At 62.4% G+C, this 13,946-nt stretch carries 12 protein-coding genes; 5 read left to right on the forward strand and 7 right to left on the reverse strand.

Going from position 1 to position 13,946, the window contains the following annotated elements; all coding sequences use genetic code 11:
- The first annotated feature begins 6 nt into the window (after positions 1 to 6).
- Positions 7 to 921, forward strand: coding sequence for a glycosyltransferase (locus TP2_RS07890; RefSeq protein WP_038075647.1), 915 nt, complete (start codon positions 7 to 9; stop codon positions 919 to 921).
- Positions 922 to 924: 3 nt separating this feature from the next.
- Here the strand turns inward: TP2_RS07890 and TP2_RS07895 are convergent, their stop codons facing one another.
- Entirely contained in the window at positions 925 to 1,563 is a 639-nt protein-coding gene (locus tag TP2_RS07895; RefSeq protein ID WP_038075650.1) for a ChrR family anti-sigma-E factor, read from the reverse strand.
- Positions 1,560 to 2,147: a sigma-70 family RNA polymerase sigma factor gene (locus TP2_RS07900; protein ID WP_051692381.1), complete on the reverse strand. Its 588-nt coding sequence runs from the start codon at positions 2,145 to 2,147 to the stop codon at positions 1,560 to 1,562. Before TP2_RS07900 ends, TP2_RS07895 begins: the two co-directional genes overlap by 4 nt.
- Positions 2,148 to 2,336: 189 nt before the next feature.
- Here TP2_RS07900 and TP2_RS07905 point away from each other — a divergent pair, with 189 nt between their 5' ends.
- From TP2_RS07905 to TP2_RS07920, 4 genes are read left to right on the forward strand one after another with little or no spacing between them, the layout of a single operon-like run.
- Positions 2,337 to 3,647, forward strand: a complete 1,311-nt coding sequence (locus tag TP2_RS07905; RefSeq protein WP_038075652.1) for an NAD(P)/FAD-dependent oxidoreductase — start codon at positions 2,337 to 2,339, stop codon at positions 3,645 to 3,647.
- Complete coding sequence (locus tag TP2_RS07910; RefSeq protein WP_038075654.1) at positions 3,644 to 4,396, forward strand: DUF1365 domain-containing protein; 753 nt, start codon at positions 3,644 to 3,646, stop codon at positions 4,394 to 4,396. The genes TP2_RS07905 and TP2_RS07910 overlap by 4 nt, the downstream gene beginning before the upstream one ends.
- Positions 4,396 to 5,559 carry an SAM-dependent methyltransferase gene (locus tag TP2_RS07915; protein ID WP_038076212.1) on the forward strand — a complete coding sequence of 388 codons (1,164 nt, stop codon included), beginning with the start codon at positions 4,396 to 4,398 and terminating at the stop codon, positions 5,557 to 5,559. Before TP2_RS07910 ends, TP2_RS07915 begins: the two co-directional genes overlap by 1 nt.
- Before the next feature lies 1 nt (position 5,560).
- Positions 5,561 to 6,127 carry a DUF3833 domain-containing protein gene (locus TP2_RS07920; RefSeq protein ID WP_038075657.1) on the forward strand — a complete coding sequence of 189 codons (567 nt, stop codon included), beginning with the start codon at positions 5,561 to 5,563 and terminating at the stop codon, positions 6,125 to 6,127.
- On the opposite strand, the gene mtgA is transcribed toward TP2_RS07920, so the two are convergent.
- The 5 genes from mtgA to TP2_RS07945 form a co-directional block, all read right to left on the reverse strand.
- Complete coding sequence (gene mtgA, locus TP2_RS07925; RefSeq protein WP_038075660.1) at positions 6,128 to 6,871, reverse strand: monofunctional biosynthetic peptidoglycan transglycosylase; 744 nt, start codon at positions 6,869 to 6,871, stop codon at positions 6,128 to 6,130.
- A gap of 31 nt (positions 6,872 to 6,902) precedes the next feature.
- Positions 6,903 to 7,829 carry a Hint domain-containing protein gene (locus TP2_RS07930; protein WP_038075663.1) on the reverse strand — a complete coding sequence of 309 codons (927 nt, stop codon included), beginning with the start codon at positions 7,827 to 7,829 and terminating at the stop codon, positions 6,903 to 6,905.
- A 138-nt stretch (positions 7,830 to 7,967) separates the two neighbouring features.
- Complete coding sequence (locus TP2_RS07935; RefSeq protein ID WP_051692326.1) at positions 7,968 to 8,543, reverse strand: DUF1269 domain-containing protein; 576 nt, start codon at positions 8,541 to 8,543, stop codon at positions 7,968 to 7,970.
- 75 nt (positions 8,544 to 8,618) lie between these two features.
- Positions 8,619 to 13,157 carry a glutamate synthase large subunit gene (gene gltB, locus TP2_RS07940; protein WP_038075666.1) on the reverse strand — a complete coding sequence of 1,513 codons (4,539 nt, stop codon included), beginning with the start codon at positions 13,155 to 13,157 and terminating at the stop codon, positions 8,619 to 8,621.
- Positions 13,154 to 13,912 carry a hypothetical protein gene (locus tag TP2_RS07945; RefSeq protein WP_206198329.1) on the reverse strand — a complete coding sequence of 253 codons (759 nt, stop codon included), beginning with the start codon at positions 13,910 to 13,912 and terminating at the stop codon, positions 13,154 to 13,156. Before TP2_RS07945 ends, gltB begins: the two co-directional genes overlap by 4 nt.
- Between the last annotated feature and the right edge of the window lie 34 nt (positions 13,913 to 13,946).

Raw genomic sequence — 13,946 nt, forward strand, 5'->3', positions numbered from 1 at the left:
GTGGCGATGGGCCGCGTCACGATTCTGATGGCCGTGCATGAGCCGGGGCCAGATATCGCGGATCAACTCGCCAGCATTTCGGCGCAGAGCCACGCGGATTGGCAATTGATCGTCGGCGACGATAGTTCGGGCCAATCAGCGCGTGAGGCTTTGGATCGATTTGAAGCGCAGGGCCACAAAGTTCACCGGCACTCAGGACCCAAAGCGGGGGCAGGCCCGAATTTTCAATCTCTTCTGATAAAAACAGACCCTAATTCAGCGGATTTTGTCGCCTTCTCCGATCAGGACGATATCTGGTTTCCAGAGAAGCTCGCGTGGGCACTGTCGGAATTGCGCGACGCGGACGGACCTGCGTTGTACTGCTCTCGAAGCCTCGTGACGGGGGCAGAGCTTCAAAAATCCCACCCCTCGCCACCACGCCCACGCCCGCTGGGGTTTCGCAATGCGTTGGTGCAGAATGTCGCCGCGGGCAATACGATCGTGCTCAACCCGGCGGCGGCGCGGCTCGCGCGGGAGGCGGCGGCCGAGGCCGGGCCGATCCTCAAATTCGACTGGTGGCTTTATCAGCTCATGTCGGCCTGCGATGCGCGGTTGATCCACGATGATCGCCCCACGCTCTACTATCGACAGCACGGGCGAAATGCGGAGGGAGAAAACCTCAGCGCACGTGCAAGGATCAGCCGGTTGAGCCGGTTTCTTCAAGGTGAATGGCGGGACTGGACCGAGGCGCAACTTGCGGAACTGGCCGCCTCGCGTCATCGGTTTACACCAGAAAACCGGTCGGTTTTTGATGACTTCGTTCGGATGCGCCAGGCGCCTTTGCCCTCTCGCATCGTGCAATTCGCCCGGCTCGGGCTCTATCGCCAAAGCCGGGCGGGGACGGTTGCGATCTGGATTGGGGCGCTATTTCGCTTGATTTAGGGTCTAAATCCGGAAAATCGGCTGCAACAGACGCGGCAGGAAGCTCTTGAACTTCAAGGGCGCATCGGTTGCCGCGAGGCAGATGCAGACATCCTCCATACCGGCGATCGGTGTGTGATCGAGATCATCGCTCGCAACCTCCACATCGCCGACCCCGAACCGCCCCGTCTCGTCCGAGAATGATCCTTGCAGGACCAGCGTCAGCTCCAGGCCGTTATGGCCGTGATCGGGCACAGCCATCCCCGGGGGAATATAAAGCAACCGGGCGGAACCGTCGCGATCCTCGCTCAGGATGGCCTGCCGGATACCGCCACCAAGTGCACGCCACTTCGGTTGGGCGCCACCCATCGCCTCGACTACGGCGCCGGGGTAGATCCCCGAGCGCTCAGCCGCGGTGAAGGCGGCAGGGGGATCACTGTCGAGCCCGTCGAACACTCTCTTGCGCAGATCGTCACTTGCCGAAACCGCGCCGAGGGATTCCAAAACCAGCCCGCCCGCCAGTTCCTCGGCCTCGAGCCGCGCCCGGCAATCGTCGCACTGGCTGACATGCGCCGCCACGACCAGCGAAAACGCATGGCCCAGCGAGCCGGTCGCGTAGGACCGGATCAGCCAATCGGGCAAGTGATGCGTAATCTCCGTCATTCCTCTCTCAAATCCTTCAATTCGTGTCGCAGTTTTTCCAGCGCGAGCCGGATCCGCGACTTGATCGTCCCAAGTGCAAGGCCCGTGGCCTCGCGAATTTCCGCCTGCGTGAGCTCGCCCACATAGGCGCGCTCGATGATATCCCTCTGCGCTTCGGGCAGGGTTTCGAGCGCCTGACGCAACTGCATCGCCTCCTGCTCCAGCCCGACGACCGCATCAGCCTCGGGCGTCTCGCGCGTCTCGGCCTCCGCGACCATCTCGTCAGGAACGGGGCGCGGTCGCCTGCGGATCACATCGATCTGACGATTACGCGCGATCCTGTAAATCCAGGCTGAAGCCCGCGCCCGGCTTTCATCATAGAGATGGGCCTTATGCCAGATCGTCAGCATCACATCCTGCACCACGTCCTCGGCTGCAGCGCCCGGCATCCCCGAGCGCATCAGCATGCCCTTCAGGCGCGGCACGAAATGATCGTAAAGCCGTGCGAAGGCCTTTTTGTCGCGACGATCCCGCACCGCGACCAGCCATTCGGTCTGTTCGCAGACGGTTTCGGGCGATTTCGCTGACGTTTTGCGGTCGTCCATTCTCTTCCCGGCAGAGGCGAGCCCCGCCGCCATCGGCGCGGGCATTTCCGTCTCAAGGTTTGTTGTCGCATCCCTCAGCATGAACCGTCTACGCGCCCAAAGCGCAGGCAGATCACAGGAAGGCTAAAAAACTTCTGATCCAAACCCTAACATCCGGCGTTACGTCTTCAAGTCTTTGGGAGAATTGCGATGTCCTTCGATGCCTTGCATCCTCACGCCCAGCGGATCGCGATCATTGGATCGGGGATCTCGGGGCTTGCCTCGGCGTGGCAGCTGGCGCCTCACAACCGCGTAACGGTGTTCGAGGCGGAAAATCGTCTTGGCGGGCATTCACGCACCATCGTTGCGGGGCGCAATGGAAATCAGCCGGTCGATACAGGCTTTATCGTGTTCAACTACGCAAACTACCCGCATCTGACGCGGCTATTCTCGGAGCTCGATGTGCCGGTGGAGAAATCCGACATGGGCTTCGGGATCACAATTGATCAAGGGCGGATCGAATATGCGCTGCGCGACCTCGGCAGTCTGTTTGCGCAAAAGCGTAATCTGCTGCGGCCGGGATTTGCCCGGATGATCGCCGATATCGCAAAATTCAACACCAAGGCCGTCGCGATGGGGCAAAGCGATGATGTGACGATCGACCAGTTGCTTGACGAGTTGCGCATGGGCGAGTGGTTCCGGCGCTACTATCTGCTGCCGATCTGTGGCGCGATCTGGTCCACCCCGGCGGACAAGATCGGAGAGTTTCCGGCCCGCAGCCTTCTGCGCTTCTTCGAGAACCACGCGCTCTTGTCGGCGACCGGGCAGCATCAATGGTGGACGGTCTCGGGCGGTTCGATCGAATATGTGACCCGGTTGGAGCGTGCCTTGCGCCTGCGTGGGGTAGATTTCCGCGTAGGCTCGGCAGTGAAAGCGGTGCAGCGCAGCCCGAAATCAGTGACTATTACGGCGGAAAATGCGCCTCCTGAGCAGTTCGACCAGGTGATCATCGCCACTCATTCCGACCAGGCGCTCAAGCTTTTGCCAAACCCGACCGGAGAGGAACGCGCAGCGCTCTCGGCGGTGCGTTACCAGCCCAATGATGTCTATCTGCATCGCGACGAACGGCAGATGCCGCGGCGCCGTGCCTGCTGGTCGAGTTGGGTCTATCAGGCGCAGACCCGGGCCAACGAGACCCGGCTCGGCGTGACCTATTGGATGAACCGGCTACAGAATATCCCGGAGAATGATCCTCTCTTCGTTACGCTCAATCCCGAAAATCCAATCGCCGAAGAGGCCATTTACGACCACGAAGTCTTCTGGCATCCGGTTTTCGATCGCGCCGCCCTGCGCGCGCAGGAGCAAATTCAGGCGATCCAGGGCCATAACCGGACGTGGTATGCGGGTGCGTGGCTTCGTCACGGGTTTCATGAGGACGGGTTTGCCTCTGCGGTGCGGGTGGCCAGGGCGCTCAATCGCGGTGCGATCCCCGCACCTGAGCTTGAGGCGGTGCCCGCATGATCGCTCAATTCTGCCCCGGCGAGACGATCCATGCGCGCCGCGGCGCGATCGGGCACAAGTTCCGCTACCATGTCGATTACGTGCTGCTCGATCCCGAGGCGCCGGGCCCGTGGCCCCGGCTTTTCTCGCGCAAAGGTGTCAATCTGGCGCGGGTGGACGATCGCGATTACGGCGGTGCGCCGGGGCAGGGCGAGGGGGCTGCATGGGTGCGCCGGAAATTGGCCGCGCTCGGCGCGCCGGAGCCGGCGCGGCTCCTGCTGCTGACACAACCGCGGATCTTTGGCTCGGGCTTCAACCCGGTGAATTTCTGGCTGGCCTATGATGAGGACGATCAGCTCCGTTCGGTGATCGCGGAGGTGAACAACACCTTCGGCGATCGGCATTCCTATCTCTGCGCGACACCTGAGTTCGAGCCTATTACAGCGGAAACCGAGCTTGAATCCGAGAAGATCTTCCACGTCTCGCCCTTCCAGAAGATCGCGGGCGACTATCGTTTTCGCTTCCATATCGACGCCGAGCGAATTCGTATCCGTATCGACCATCGCAACGGCGAAGAGGGTGTGATCGCCACGCTGTCCACCATGCGCCAGCCGCTGACCTCGAAGGCGTTGCTTTTCGCGGCCCTACGCCGTCCGCTTACCCCAATCCGCACGCTTGGCCTGATTTATTGGCAGGCGCTGCAACTCAAGCTCAAGGGCGCGCGCTACCTGCCGCGCCCGACACCCCCCAGCGAGGAGATCAGCCGATGATGCCTTTCCTGACGAACCGCATCCGCGCGGAATTTCTCGAGATGTGCGAGCAGATCGCGCATGGATCGCTGACCCTGCGCCTGCCCGACGGATCGCGCCGCCATTTCGGACGCGGTCAGCCGCAGGCCGAAATGGAGATCCGCGACTGGCAGGCTATCGTGATGATGGCCTCGCGGGGCGACGTCGGTCTGGGTGAGGCCTATATCGCGGGCCTCTGGGAAACGCCCTCGATCGAGGCGCTGCTGAGCCTCGCGCTGAAGAACCTCGAACTGGTCGACAGTTATGCCTATGCGGGTTTCTGGTCGAACCTGAAATTCCGGATCATCGACCGGCTGATGCGCGCGAACTCGCTGCGCGGCGCCTCGCGCAACATCCGCGCGCATTACGATGTTGGCAATGAGTTCTACCAGATCTGGCTTGACGAGGGGATGAGCTATTCCTCCGCGCTTTTCGCGCCGGGCGATAATGACTTGCACCGGGCTCAGAACCGCAAGCTCGACAGGATCCTCGATAGCCTGGGCGGTGGCGAGCGGGTGCTGGAGATCGGATGCGGCTGGGGCCATTTCGCCGAACGCGCCGCCGAGCAGGGCCGTCATGTCACCGGCATCACCATCTCGCCCAGCCAGAAGGGCTATGCTGATGCGCGTCTCGATGGCCGGGCGGATATCCGGCTTCAGGACTACCGCAAGACCCCCGGAAGTTTTGATCATATCGTCTCGATCGAGATGATCGAGGCGGTGGGCGAGCGCTACTGGCCGACCTATTTCAGCACACTCAAGGAGCGCCTCTCCGAGAGTGGCTCTGCAATGATTCAGGCCATAACAGTCTCTGATTCCTACTTCCCAACCTATCGCAACACCTCCGATTTCATCCGCCAATATACCTTCCCCGGTGGGATGCTTCTGTCAGACGGGGTGATCCGCGATCAGGCGGCGAAGGCCGGTCTTGCCGTGAAAGAAAGCTTCGCCTTCGGCCAGGACTATGCGGAGACCTGCCGGCAATGGGCGACCCGACTCAAAGAGCGCAGCGCCAGGGCGGCACAGCTCGGCTTCGGGCCGGAGTTTCTGCGCAACTGGCAATATTACCTCGAGGCCTGCGCTGCCGCCTTTGCGGTTGGCCACACCAATGTCGTGCAGGTCCAACTGGCACATGCGAGGGCTTGAAATGTTGACGAAGATTCTTCTGACACTGGCGATCCTCATCCTGGCGGCGATCCTGATCCGCCATCTCTTCTTTGCCTTTCCCGCGCAAAGCAGTGGGGATTACGCAGCCGAAACCCCGGAATTTGACATCCGACGCGCCTTCGAGGGACCCGTCGAGGCGCATGGGATGATCTACGGCCCCACCGGTCGCGTCACCTCGCGGTTCCGGGCCATCATGCGAGGCAGCTTCACCAATGAAGGCGGTGTGATCGAGGAAGAGTTCGACTATGCTTCGGGCCGCCGCCAAACCCGCGCCTGGAATATCCAGTTCGGGCCGAACGGCGAGATCAGCTCCACTGCTGCCGATATCGAAGGCACGGCCGAAATGGAGCAGATGGGCAATGCGCTGCGGATGCGCTACCGGCTGCGCCTGCCCGAAGACGCGGGCGGACATGTTCTGGACGTGACGGACTGGATTTATCTGATGCCGGACGGAACGATGCTGAACCGTTCGCAAATGCGGAAATTCGGGATCAAGGTTGCCGAGCTTTTCGCGGTCATGCGTCCCATGGCTGAACCGGCAGAGTGATCACTCGAAGCAGTTTGCGCGCCCGTCATTCTTGATCGTGGCTGCGCCGTCCATAATCGATTGAGCGCGCCGCGCGAGGAATTTCGTGGGTTTCGCAGCGGAGCGATCTTTCGGATCGGGCAGCACAGCGGCGATCAGGGCGGATTGATACGGGCTGAGCTTGTCGGGCGAGGTGCGGAAATAGCGGAATGCCGCCGCATCCACTCCGAAGGCGCCCTCATCGAACTCGGCCACGTTCAAGTAAATCTCAAGGATACGGCGCTTGCCCCAGATCGCCTCGACAAAGGGGGTCAGCATCGCCTCCATTGCCTTGCGCGGCCAACTGCGCCCCTGCCAGAGAAAGACGTTCTTCACCGTTTGCTGGGTGATCGTCGAGGCGCCACGATTGGCGCCCTCGTCGAGCGCCTCGCGGATCGCGCGCATGTCGAAGCCCCAGTGATTGCAGAAATTCGCATCCTCCGCGGCGACCACGGAGCGCGCGAGTACCGGGGCGACATCCTCGAGCGCGACCCATTGCTGGTCGACCGCGCCGAGACGCTGGCGTTCACTCCATATAGTCCAGGTGGTTGGCGGGTTGACGAATTTGAACGCCACGATGAGCGCCAGAAACACGGCGACGAGGACGAGCGCCGCCCTTCCAAGCCATTTCAGCGCCAGCCGAAACGGGGCGCTTGCCGCTTGCTTGAGTCCCGAGCGAGCCTTGCTCTTGCCCGCGGATCTGCTCGATTTCTTCTTCGTCGCCATGCGCCCATAAGTCATGGGGAGACGGGACCGGTCAAGCCGCCAGAAGCGCGATTTCCGGACCACGCGCGACCTGTCGCGCAGTTACCATGGTCTCGATCGGCGCGGCGTTGTGCTGGAGCCACGCCGCGCGGATTTCGGCGCTGATCTGACGGTCATCCTCGAGGATCATGTTGCCGGGAAAGAGGCTCTCGCTCGGCGCCCCTTCGGCGAGAAGAATGTGATGCGCGTCGAGCAGCAGATGCACATAGTGCACATACGCCATCTCGGTCACGCGAACCGAGCGGCCATCAGTCAGATGTTTCGCTGCGACCAGTACCTCGTCGGAGCCGCACGCAAGCTCGGCGCGCCAGCCGCTCACCAGCATCCGGTGTTGCTGCGAGACGAGAAGAGGACGGGTATTGCCCAGCGTTCCGGGTTCGAAGCGTACCGGCGCGTAGCTGCCATAGCCGCGCACCCGCCGGCCGCCCGCCCAAAGGATGGGTTGCGGCCCCGCATCGCGCGTCATCACCAGGTCGCCCGCGCGCAGCCATTCGACGGGCCGTTCCCCGTCAGGCGTCGCGATCATCGTGCCGGCGACGAAACATTCCGGCCCAAGATCGCCCACCGCCATCTGCGTGCTCTGGGTGACATAGGTCGAGCTGATGAAGGTGGAATTGTGCAGGATCGAGCCGTCGGTCGGCGTGAACACCGCGCGCCCGTCTTCGAGATAGAAAGTGGTGCCTGTAACCGTGTATTCCACGCCATTGGGCTTCGCGAGCGTGATCGTGTCGCCTTCCCAGACCGCCGTGACGCGCACCCCGTCGATCTGGTCATATCGACCACCGCCCTGCGTCGTGGGGGTGATCCAGCCGTCATTGTTTCGGTCGTTGATCGAGAGAGTCTCAGGCGAAATGGCAGTTCCCGAGGAAGGCGGGTTCCCCGGATCGAGCGTGTAAAACTGATCGTAGTAGATTGCCATTTGCGCTGCTCGACGGCGATTTTCGCCCTATGATTGTTTCCAATTTAGCGGCGAAATGTGGCGCAAATGGGGCAGACGCGGGTGACCGCGTCCACGCTTACGTGAGTTTGGAATAGGTTTCGAAGGGGTTTGGGGCCTTTATAGCGCCGAGGGGCCGACCATTCTTGCCAACGATCCTGTCGCGCCCTCCGCGATTTCTTCACCGGTAAAGGCCGTGGTGCCGCCGGTCTTGAGCGCGGTTTCGAGCCGCTGATGGAAATCCTCGGGCACGGGAATCTGGAGAACGCGACCTGTCGCATGACCAAGCGTCTGCATCCGCTCGAGCATTTCCGCCGCACTACCCTTGCGCAAGAGCACGAAGACCGCAGAGCCGCCCAGCGGCAGGCTTTGACCCGCATCGCGCAGGAAATCGTCATTGATCCCGAGATCGGTCGCGTGACCGGCCACGGCTCCCGCCCCGGCGCCAATCGCGGCACCGACCACAGGCGACATGAAGACGAGACCGATCAGCCCACCCCATACCGCGCCGCCGATCGCGCCCATCGCGGTCGTGTTCGCGCCTTGATGAAGACGGACCTCGCCGGTCTCTTCGCGGGTTACGACGACGATATCCTCGGCATCGAAGAATCCCTCCTTGCGCAGCGCCTCCAGTTCCTCGCGCATCGCGAAGCCGGCGGCTTCCGTTTCATGGGCCATGACGAGCAGTTCTGACATCGTTACCTCCAGACAAAGCAAAAGGGCGAGACTTGCGCCTCGCCCTCTCAACGTGTGCTTTGCGGGAAGGTTCCCTCATTCGGCCGGAACCGCCTGCGGCTCGTCGCTCAGCGGGTAGGGCAGATGGATGAGCATTTCCTTCGGGCAGATCTGCAGGAAGTTCGCACGCTCTGCCTCCCAATGCTGAAGGATATCGGCGGCCTTGCGCGAGCCGGTCTCGGCCACATGGCGTTCGATCAGGCCCTTCAGCTGCGCTTCCCAATGCTCGTGGCCCAGTCCGCAGGTGACGAGGCTTTCGAGGTTGATCTGCTCCTCGGCGATGTTCTCCGGGTCGTAGATATAGGCCATGCCGCCCGTCATGCCCGCGCCGAAGTTCGGCCCGATCGAGCCGAGGATCACCGCAACGCCGCCGGTCATGTATTCACAGCCGTTCGAGCCGCAGCCCTCGACCACGACCTTCGCACCCGAGTTGCGCACTGCGAAACGCTCGCCCGCGCGGCCAGCCGCGAACAGGTAACCGTCGGTCGCACCGTAAAGCACGGTGTTGCCGATAATCGTGTTCTCGGCCGCGACCAGCGGCGAGATCATCGGCGGACGCACGACGATCGTGCCCCCCGAGAGACCCTTGCCCACATAGTCGTTCGCATCGCCCGACACTTCCAGCTTGAGCCCCGGCGCCGCGAAAGCGCCCAGCGACTGGCCGCACGAGCCCGTCAGCTTCACCGTCAGGTGGTCGGGCTGCAGCGCGTTGCGCATCCCGAAATTCTTGACGATATGGCTCGACGCGCGCGTCCCGATGGTGCGCAGCGTGTTACGCACCGCGTAGCTGAGCTGCATCTTCTCGCCATCCTCGAAGAAGCGGTGACCATCCTTGATGATCTCCGCATCGAGCGTATCGGGCACCCAGTTGCGCGGCTTGGAGCGGTCGTAGACGATCTTGTCCCAGCCATCGACGGTGATCAGAAGCGGGTTCAGGTCGAGGTCGTCGAGATGGGCCGAGCCACGGCTGACCTGCGTGAGCAGATCGGCGCGACCGATCACCTCGTCGAGCGAGCGTGCGCCGATCGAGGCGAGGATTTCGCGCACTTCCTGGGCGTAGAAGGTGATGAGGTTCACCACCTTGTCTGCCGTGCCGGTGAACTTGGCGCGCAGCTCGGGGTCTTGCGTGCAGACGCCCACCGGGCAGGTGTTCGACTGGCACTGACGCACCATGATGCAGCCCATCGCGATCAGGGCCGCGGTGCCGATGCCGTATTCCTCGGCCCCCATCATCGCCGCCATCACGATGTCGCGGCCCGTGCGCAGACCGCCATCGGTGCGCAGAGTGACGCGTTCGCGCAGGTTGTTCATCGCGAGCACCTGATGCGCCTCGGTCAGGCCCATCTCCCACGGAAGACCCGCGTATTTGATCGAGGTCGCGGGCGACGCGCCCGTGCCGCCGTTGTGGCCCGAGATCAGGATGATGTCGGCCTTCGCCTTCGCCACGCCGGCCGCGATCGTGCCGACGCCGGACGACGCCACCAGCTTCACCGTCACTTTGACCTTCGGGTTGATCTGCTTGAGGTCGTAGATCAGCTGCGCGAGGTCTTCGATCGAGTAGATGTCATGGTGCGGCGGCGGCGAGATCAGCGTCACGCCCTTGGTCGAGTGACGCAGACGCGCGATCAGGTCGGTGACCTTCATCCCCGGAAGCTGACCACCCTCGCCGGGCTTGGCGCCCTGCGCGACCTTGATCTCGAGCTCTTCGCAGTGGTTGAGGTATTCAGCGGTCACGCCGAAACGGCCCGAGGCCACCTGCTTGATCTTGGCCGAGGGGTTGTCGCCATTGGGCTCGGGCACGAAATGCGCCGGATCCTCGCCGCCTTCACCCGAGTCCGACTTGGCGCCGATCCGGTTCATCGCGACGTTGAGGAGCTTGTGCGCCTCGGGCGACAGGGCACCAAGCGACATGCCGGGCGTGACGAAGCGCTTGCGGATCGAGGTGATGCTCTCGACCTCTTCGATCGGCACCGGCTTGCCCAGCGACTTGATGTCGAGCATGTCGCGGATATGGATCGGCGGGTTCGCCCGCATCATCGAGCTATACTGCTTCCACAGATCATAGCTCGCGCGGTTGCAGGCCGATTGCAGCATATGCATCGACTGCGCGCCCCAGGCATGCGCCTCGCCGGTGCGGCGCGCTTTGTAGAAGCCGCCGATCGGGAGCACGTCCTGACCACCTTTCCAGCCCTTCGCGTGCACCTGCTCCAGCTTGTGCTGGATGCCGTGCAGACCGATGCCGGAAATGCGGCTGTGCATGCCGGGGAAGTATTCCGCGACCATCGCGCGCGACAGGCCCACTGCTTCGAAGTTCAGACCGCCGCGATACGACGAGATCACCGAGATCCCCATCTTCGACATGATCTTCAGCAGGCCGGAATCGATCGCATCGCGATACTTGCGCATCGCATCGACGAGCGTGCCGCCAAGCAGGCCGCGATCAATGCGGTCGGCCAGCGTGTCTTGCGCGAGATAGGGGTTCACGGTCGTTGCGCCAGCGCCGATCAGCACGGCGAAGTAATGCGGGTCGATACATTCGGCCGAGCGAACGTTGATCGAGCAGAAGGTCCGCAGGCCTTTCTGCGTCAGCCAGCTATGCACCGCCGAGGTCGCAAGGATCATCGGCATCGCGACCTTGTCCTGGTTCTGACCCTTGTCGGTCAGCACGATATGGAGCGAGCCCGAGCGCACCGCGTCTTCCGCCTCGTGGCGGATCCGGGTCAGACCGTCGCGCAGCGCTTCCTGATCGGCATTGGCCGGGAAGGTACAGTCGATCATCGTGACCTGCTCACCGAATTCCTTGAGCATCACGTCGAATTCGGAATTCGCGAGGAAGGGGCTTTCGAGGATCCAGATCTCGGTTTGCGAGCTGTCTTCGTCGAGCACGTTCTTGAGGTTGCCGAACCGCGTCTTGAGCGACATCACGCGGCTTTCGCGCAAGCTGTCGATCGGCGGGTTGGTGACCTGGCTGAAGTTCTGACGGAAGAAGTGGCTCAGCGGGCGATATTGCTTGGACAGAACCGCGGGCGGCGTGTCGTCACCCATCGAGGCGATGGCTTCCTTGCCGTCCTCGGCCATCGGCGCAAGGATCTGTTCGATCTCCTCGACCGAGAAGCCCGCAGCGATCTGACGCTTGCGCAGTTCGGCGCCCGAATATTTGGGCTCCTCAGGCACGTCCACGAGGATTGCATTGAGGTCAGTGACCTTGCCAACCCATTCGCTGAACGGCTGGGCTGCGGCCAGTTTGTCCTTGATTTCAACGTCGTGGTAGAGCTTGCCCTCGGCCATGTCGACCGCGATCATCTGGCCCGGGCCAAGCGCGCCCTTCTCAACGACCGAGGCCTCGTCGACCGGCACCATGCCTGCTTCCGAGCCAGCGATCAGCACGCCGTCGCCGGTGATGACGTAGCGCAGCGGGCGCAGACCGTTGCGGTCGAGACCGCCACAGACCCAGCGGCCATCGGTCATCGCAAGTGCTGCGGGCCCGTCCCAGGGCTCCATCACCGCGTTGCAATAGGCATACATGTCCTGCCACGCCTTGGGCATGTTCTCCGTGGATTTCGACCACGGCTCGGGCACGAGCATCGTCTTCACCATCGGCGCGTTGCGGCCCGAGCGGACCATCAGTTCGAACACCGCATCGAGCGCGCCCGAATCCGAGGCGCCCGCCGGAATGATCGGCTTGATATCCTCGGCGCTTTCGCCAAAGGCCGAAGAGGCCATGCGGATCTCGTGGCTCTTCATCCAGTTGATATTGCCCTTGATCGTGTTGATCTCGCCGTTATGGGCGAGCATCCGGAACGGCTGGGCCAGCCACCATTGCGGGAAGGTGTTGGTCGAGTAGCGCTGGTGATAGATCGCAAAGGCCGACTCGAAGCGCTCGTCTTTCAGGTCCGGGTAGAACTCGGCGACCTGCTCGGCCAGCATCATGCCCTTGTAGATGATCGAGCGGCAGCTCAGCGAGCAGATGTAGAGCCCGTTGATCTGCGCCGCGATCGCCGCTTTCTCGATGCGGCGGCGGATGATGTAGAGCTCGCGCTCGAACTGCTCCTGATCGATATCCTTCTCGTTGCGGATCAGGATCTGTTCGATCTCGGGGCGCGTCGCGTTGGCCTTCTCGCCCAGCACTTCGGTGTTCACCGGGACATGGCGCCAACCGTAGATGTAGTGGCCCATCCGCAGAACTTCGGATTCAACGATCGTGCGGCAACGTTCCTGCGCGCCGAAATCGGTGCGCGGCAGGAAGACCTGACCCACGGCGACCATTTTCTCCATGTCCGGCTCATGGCCGGTGCGGCGGATCTGATCGTAGAAGAACGGGGCGGGGATCTGGACGTGGATGCCAGCGCCGTCGCCGGTCTTGCCATCGGCATCCACCGCGCCGCGGTGCCAGATCGCCTTAAGCGCGTCGATCCCGCTCTCGACGACCTTGCGCGAGGCCTTGCCGTCGATCGCCACGACGAGACCCACGCCGCAAGACGCTTTCTCGTCATCTTCTTTCCAGAGCGAATGCTCATTCATCCACTGGCGCTTGGCTTCCTCGGCGGCCACCCAGGCTTCATCATATTTGGTCATCTCAGTGCCTCCTTGGAGAATGAGCGGAAATTGGGGACGAACCCGATGCGGGTGGGCGCCAGATCGGTCGCCTCGGTCATCATCAGGTCGCAGTCATATTCAGGCGTCTCGGTCGAGAAACCGGGATCGCCGGGAAAGTCGAAGCGTATGGGGCTGTCGTCATATTCGACGACATCGCCCTGCGCGTTCTCGAACCGCTCGGCGCCGCTGAGAAACAGGCGGTGCTTGCGGCTGATATATTGCGTGCCGGTGCGGTGCGAGAGAAGCGCGCCGGTCTCATCATCCTCGCGCAACTCGAAAGTGATCGTCTCGAGGGACACATCGTCGATCGTGACCGATTTGCCGGTCAGCGTGTCGACTCCGCGATAGCGCTGAAGACCACGGAAATTGCTGCGCGTGACGAAATCGTAATCGTCCTTGCCATCCGAGAGCAGCGCCGAGAAGGACGGTGCATCCTTCGAGGAACCCGCGTCGAAAAGCTCGATCTCGCCGGTATCGGTCGAGATGCTTTCAAGCCAGCGCGTCTCAGCATCGATATGGCTGATGTAATAGACGCCTTCGCCATCGGCATAGGCCGACCATTGATCGCCGGCCGGATCACCAGCGCAGGTGTAGTAATTGGCAACCTGACAATTGTGCATCTGCACGGTCATGTAGACCTCGCAGCCCGTGGGCGGCGCGAAATTCGCGGCATGGGCGGACAGGGCGCTGAAGAGCACCCCGCCGATCGCCAAGCCGAGAGAGTTCGACCGCATTGCCAGTTCATCCTTTCGCGAAAACGCGGGGGTG

It is taken from the genome of Thioclava pacifica DSM 10166, assembly GCF_000714535.1.
GTDB classification, from domain to species: Bacteria; Pseudomonadota; Alphaproteobacteria; order Rhodobacterales; family Rhodobacteraceae; genus Thioclava; species Thioclava pacifica.

Coding starts and splice junctions, on each gene's coding strand:
- TP2_RS07910 (WP_038075654.1), top strand. CDS start 3,644: ATGATCGCTCAATTCTGCCCCGGCGAGACGATCCATGCGCGCCGCGGC.
- TP2_RS07915 (WP_038076212.1), top strand. CDS start 4,396: ATGCCTTTCCTGACGAACCGCATCCGCGCGGAATTTCTCGAGATGTGC.
- TP2_RS07895 (WP_038075650.1), bottom strand. CDS start 1,563: ATGACGGAGATTACGCATCACTTGCCCGATTGGCTGATCCGGTCCTAC.
- mtgA (WP_038075660.1), bottom strand. CDS start 6,871: ATGGCGACGAAGAAGAAATCGAGCAGATCCGCGGGCAAGAGCAAGGCT.
- TP2_RS07890 (WP_038075647.1), top strand. CDS start 7: ATGGGCCGCGTCACGATTCTGATGGCCGTGCATGAGCCGGGGCCAGAT.
- TP2_RS07920 (WP_038075657.1), top strand. CDS start 5,561: ATGTTGACGAAGATTCTTCTGACACTGGCGATCCTCATCCTGGCGGCG.
- TP2_RS07945 (WP_206198329.1), bottom strand. CDS start 13,912: ATGCGGTCGAACTCTCTCGGCTTGGCGATCGGCGGGGTGCTCTTCAGC.
- TP2_RS07900 (WP_051692381.1), bottom strand. CDS start 2,147: ATGGACGACCGCAAAACGTCAGCGAAATCGCCCGAAACCGTCTGCGAA.
- TP2_RS07930 (WP_038075663.1), bottom strand. CDS start 7,829: ATGGCAATCTACTACGATCAGTTTTACACGCTCGATCCGGGGAACCCG.
- TP2_RS07905 (WP_038075652.1), top strand. CDS start 2,337: ATGTCCTTCGATGCCTTGCATCCTCACGCCCAGCGGATCGCGATCATT.
- TP2_RS07935 (WP_051692326.1), bottom strand. CDS start 8,543: ATGTCAGAACTGCTCGTCATGGCCCATGAAACGGAAGCCGCCGGCTTC.
- gltB (WP_038075666.1), bottom strand. CDS start 13,157: ATGACCAAATATGATGAAGCCTGGGTGGCCGCCGAGGAAGCCAAGCGC.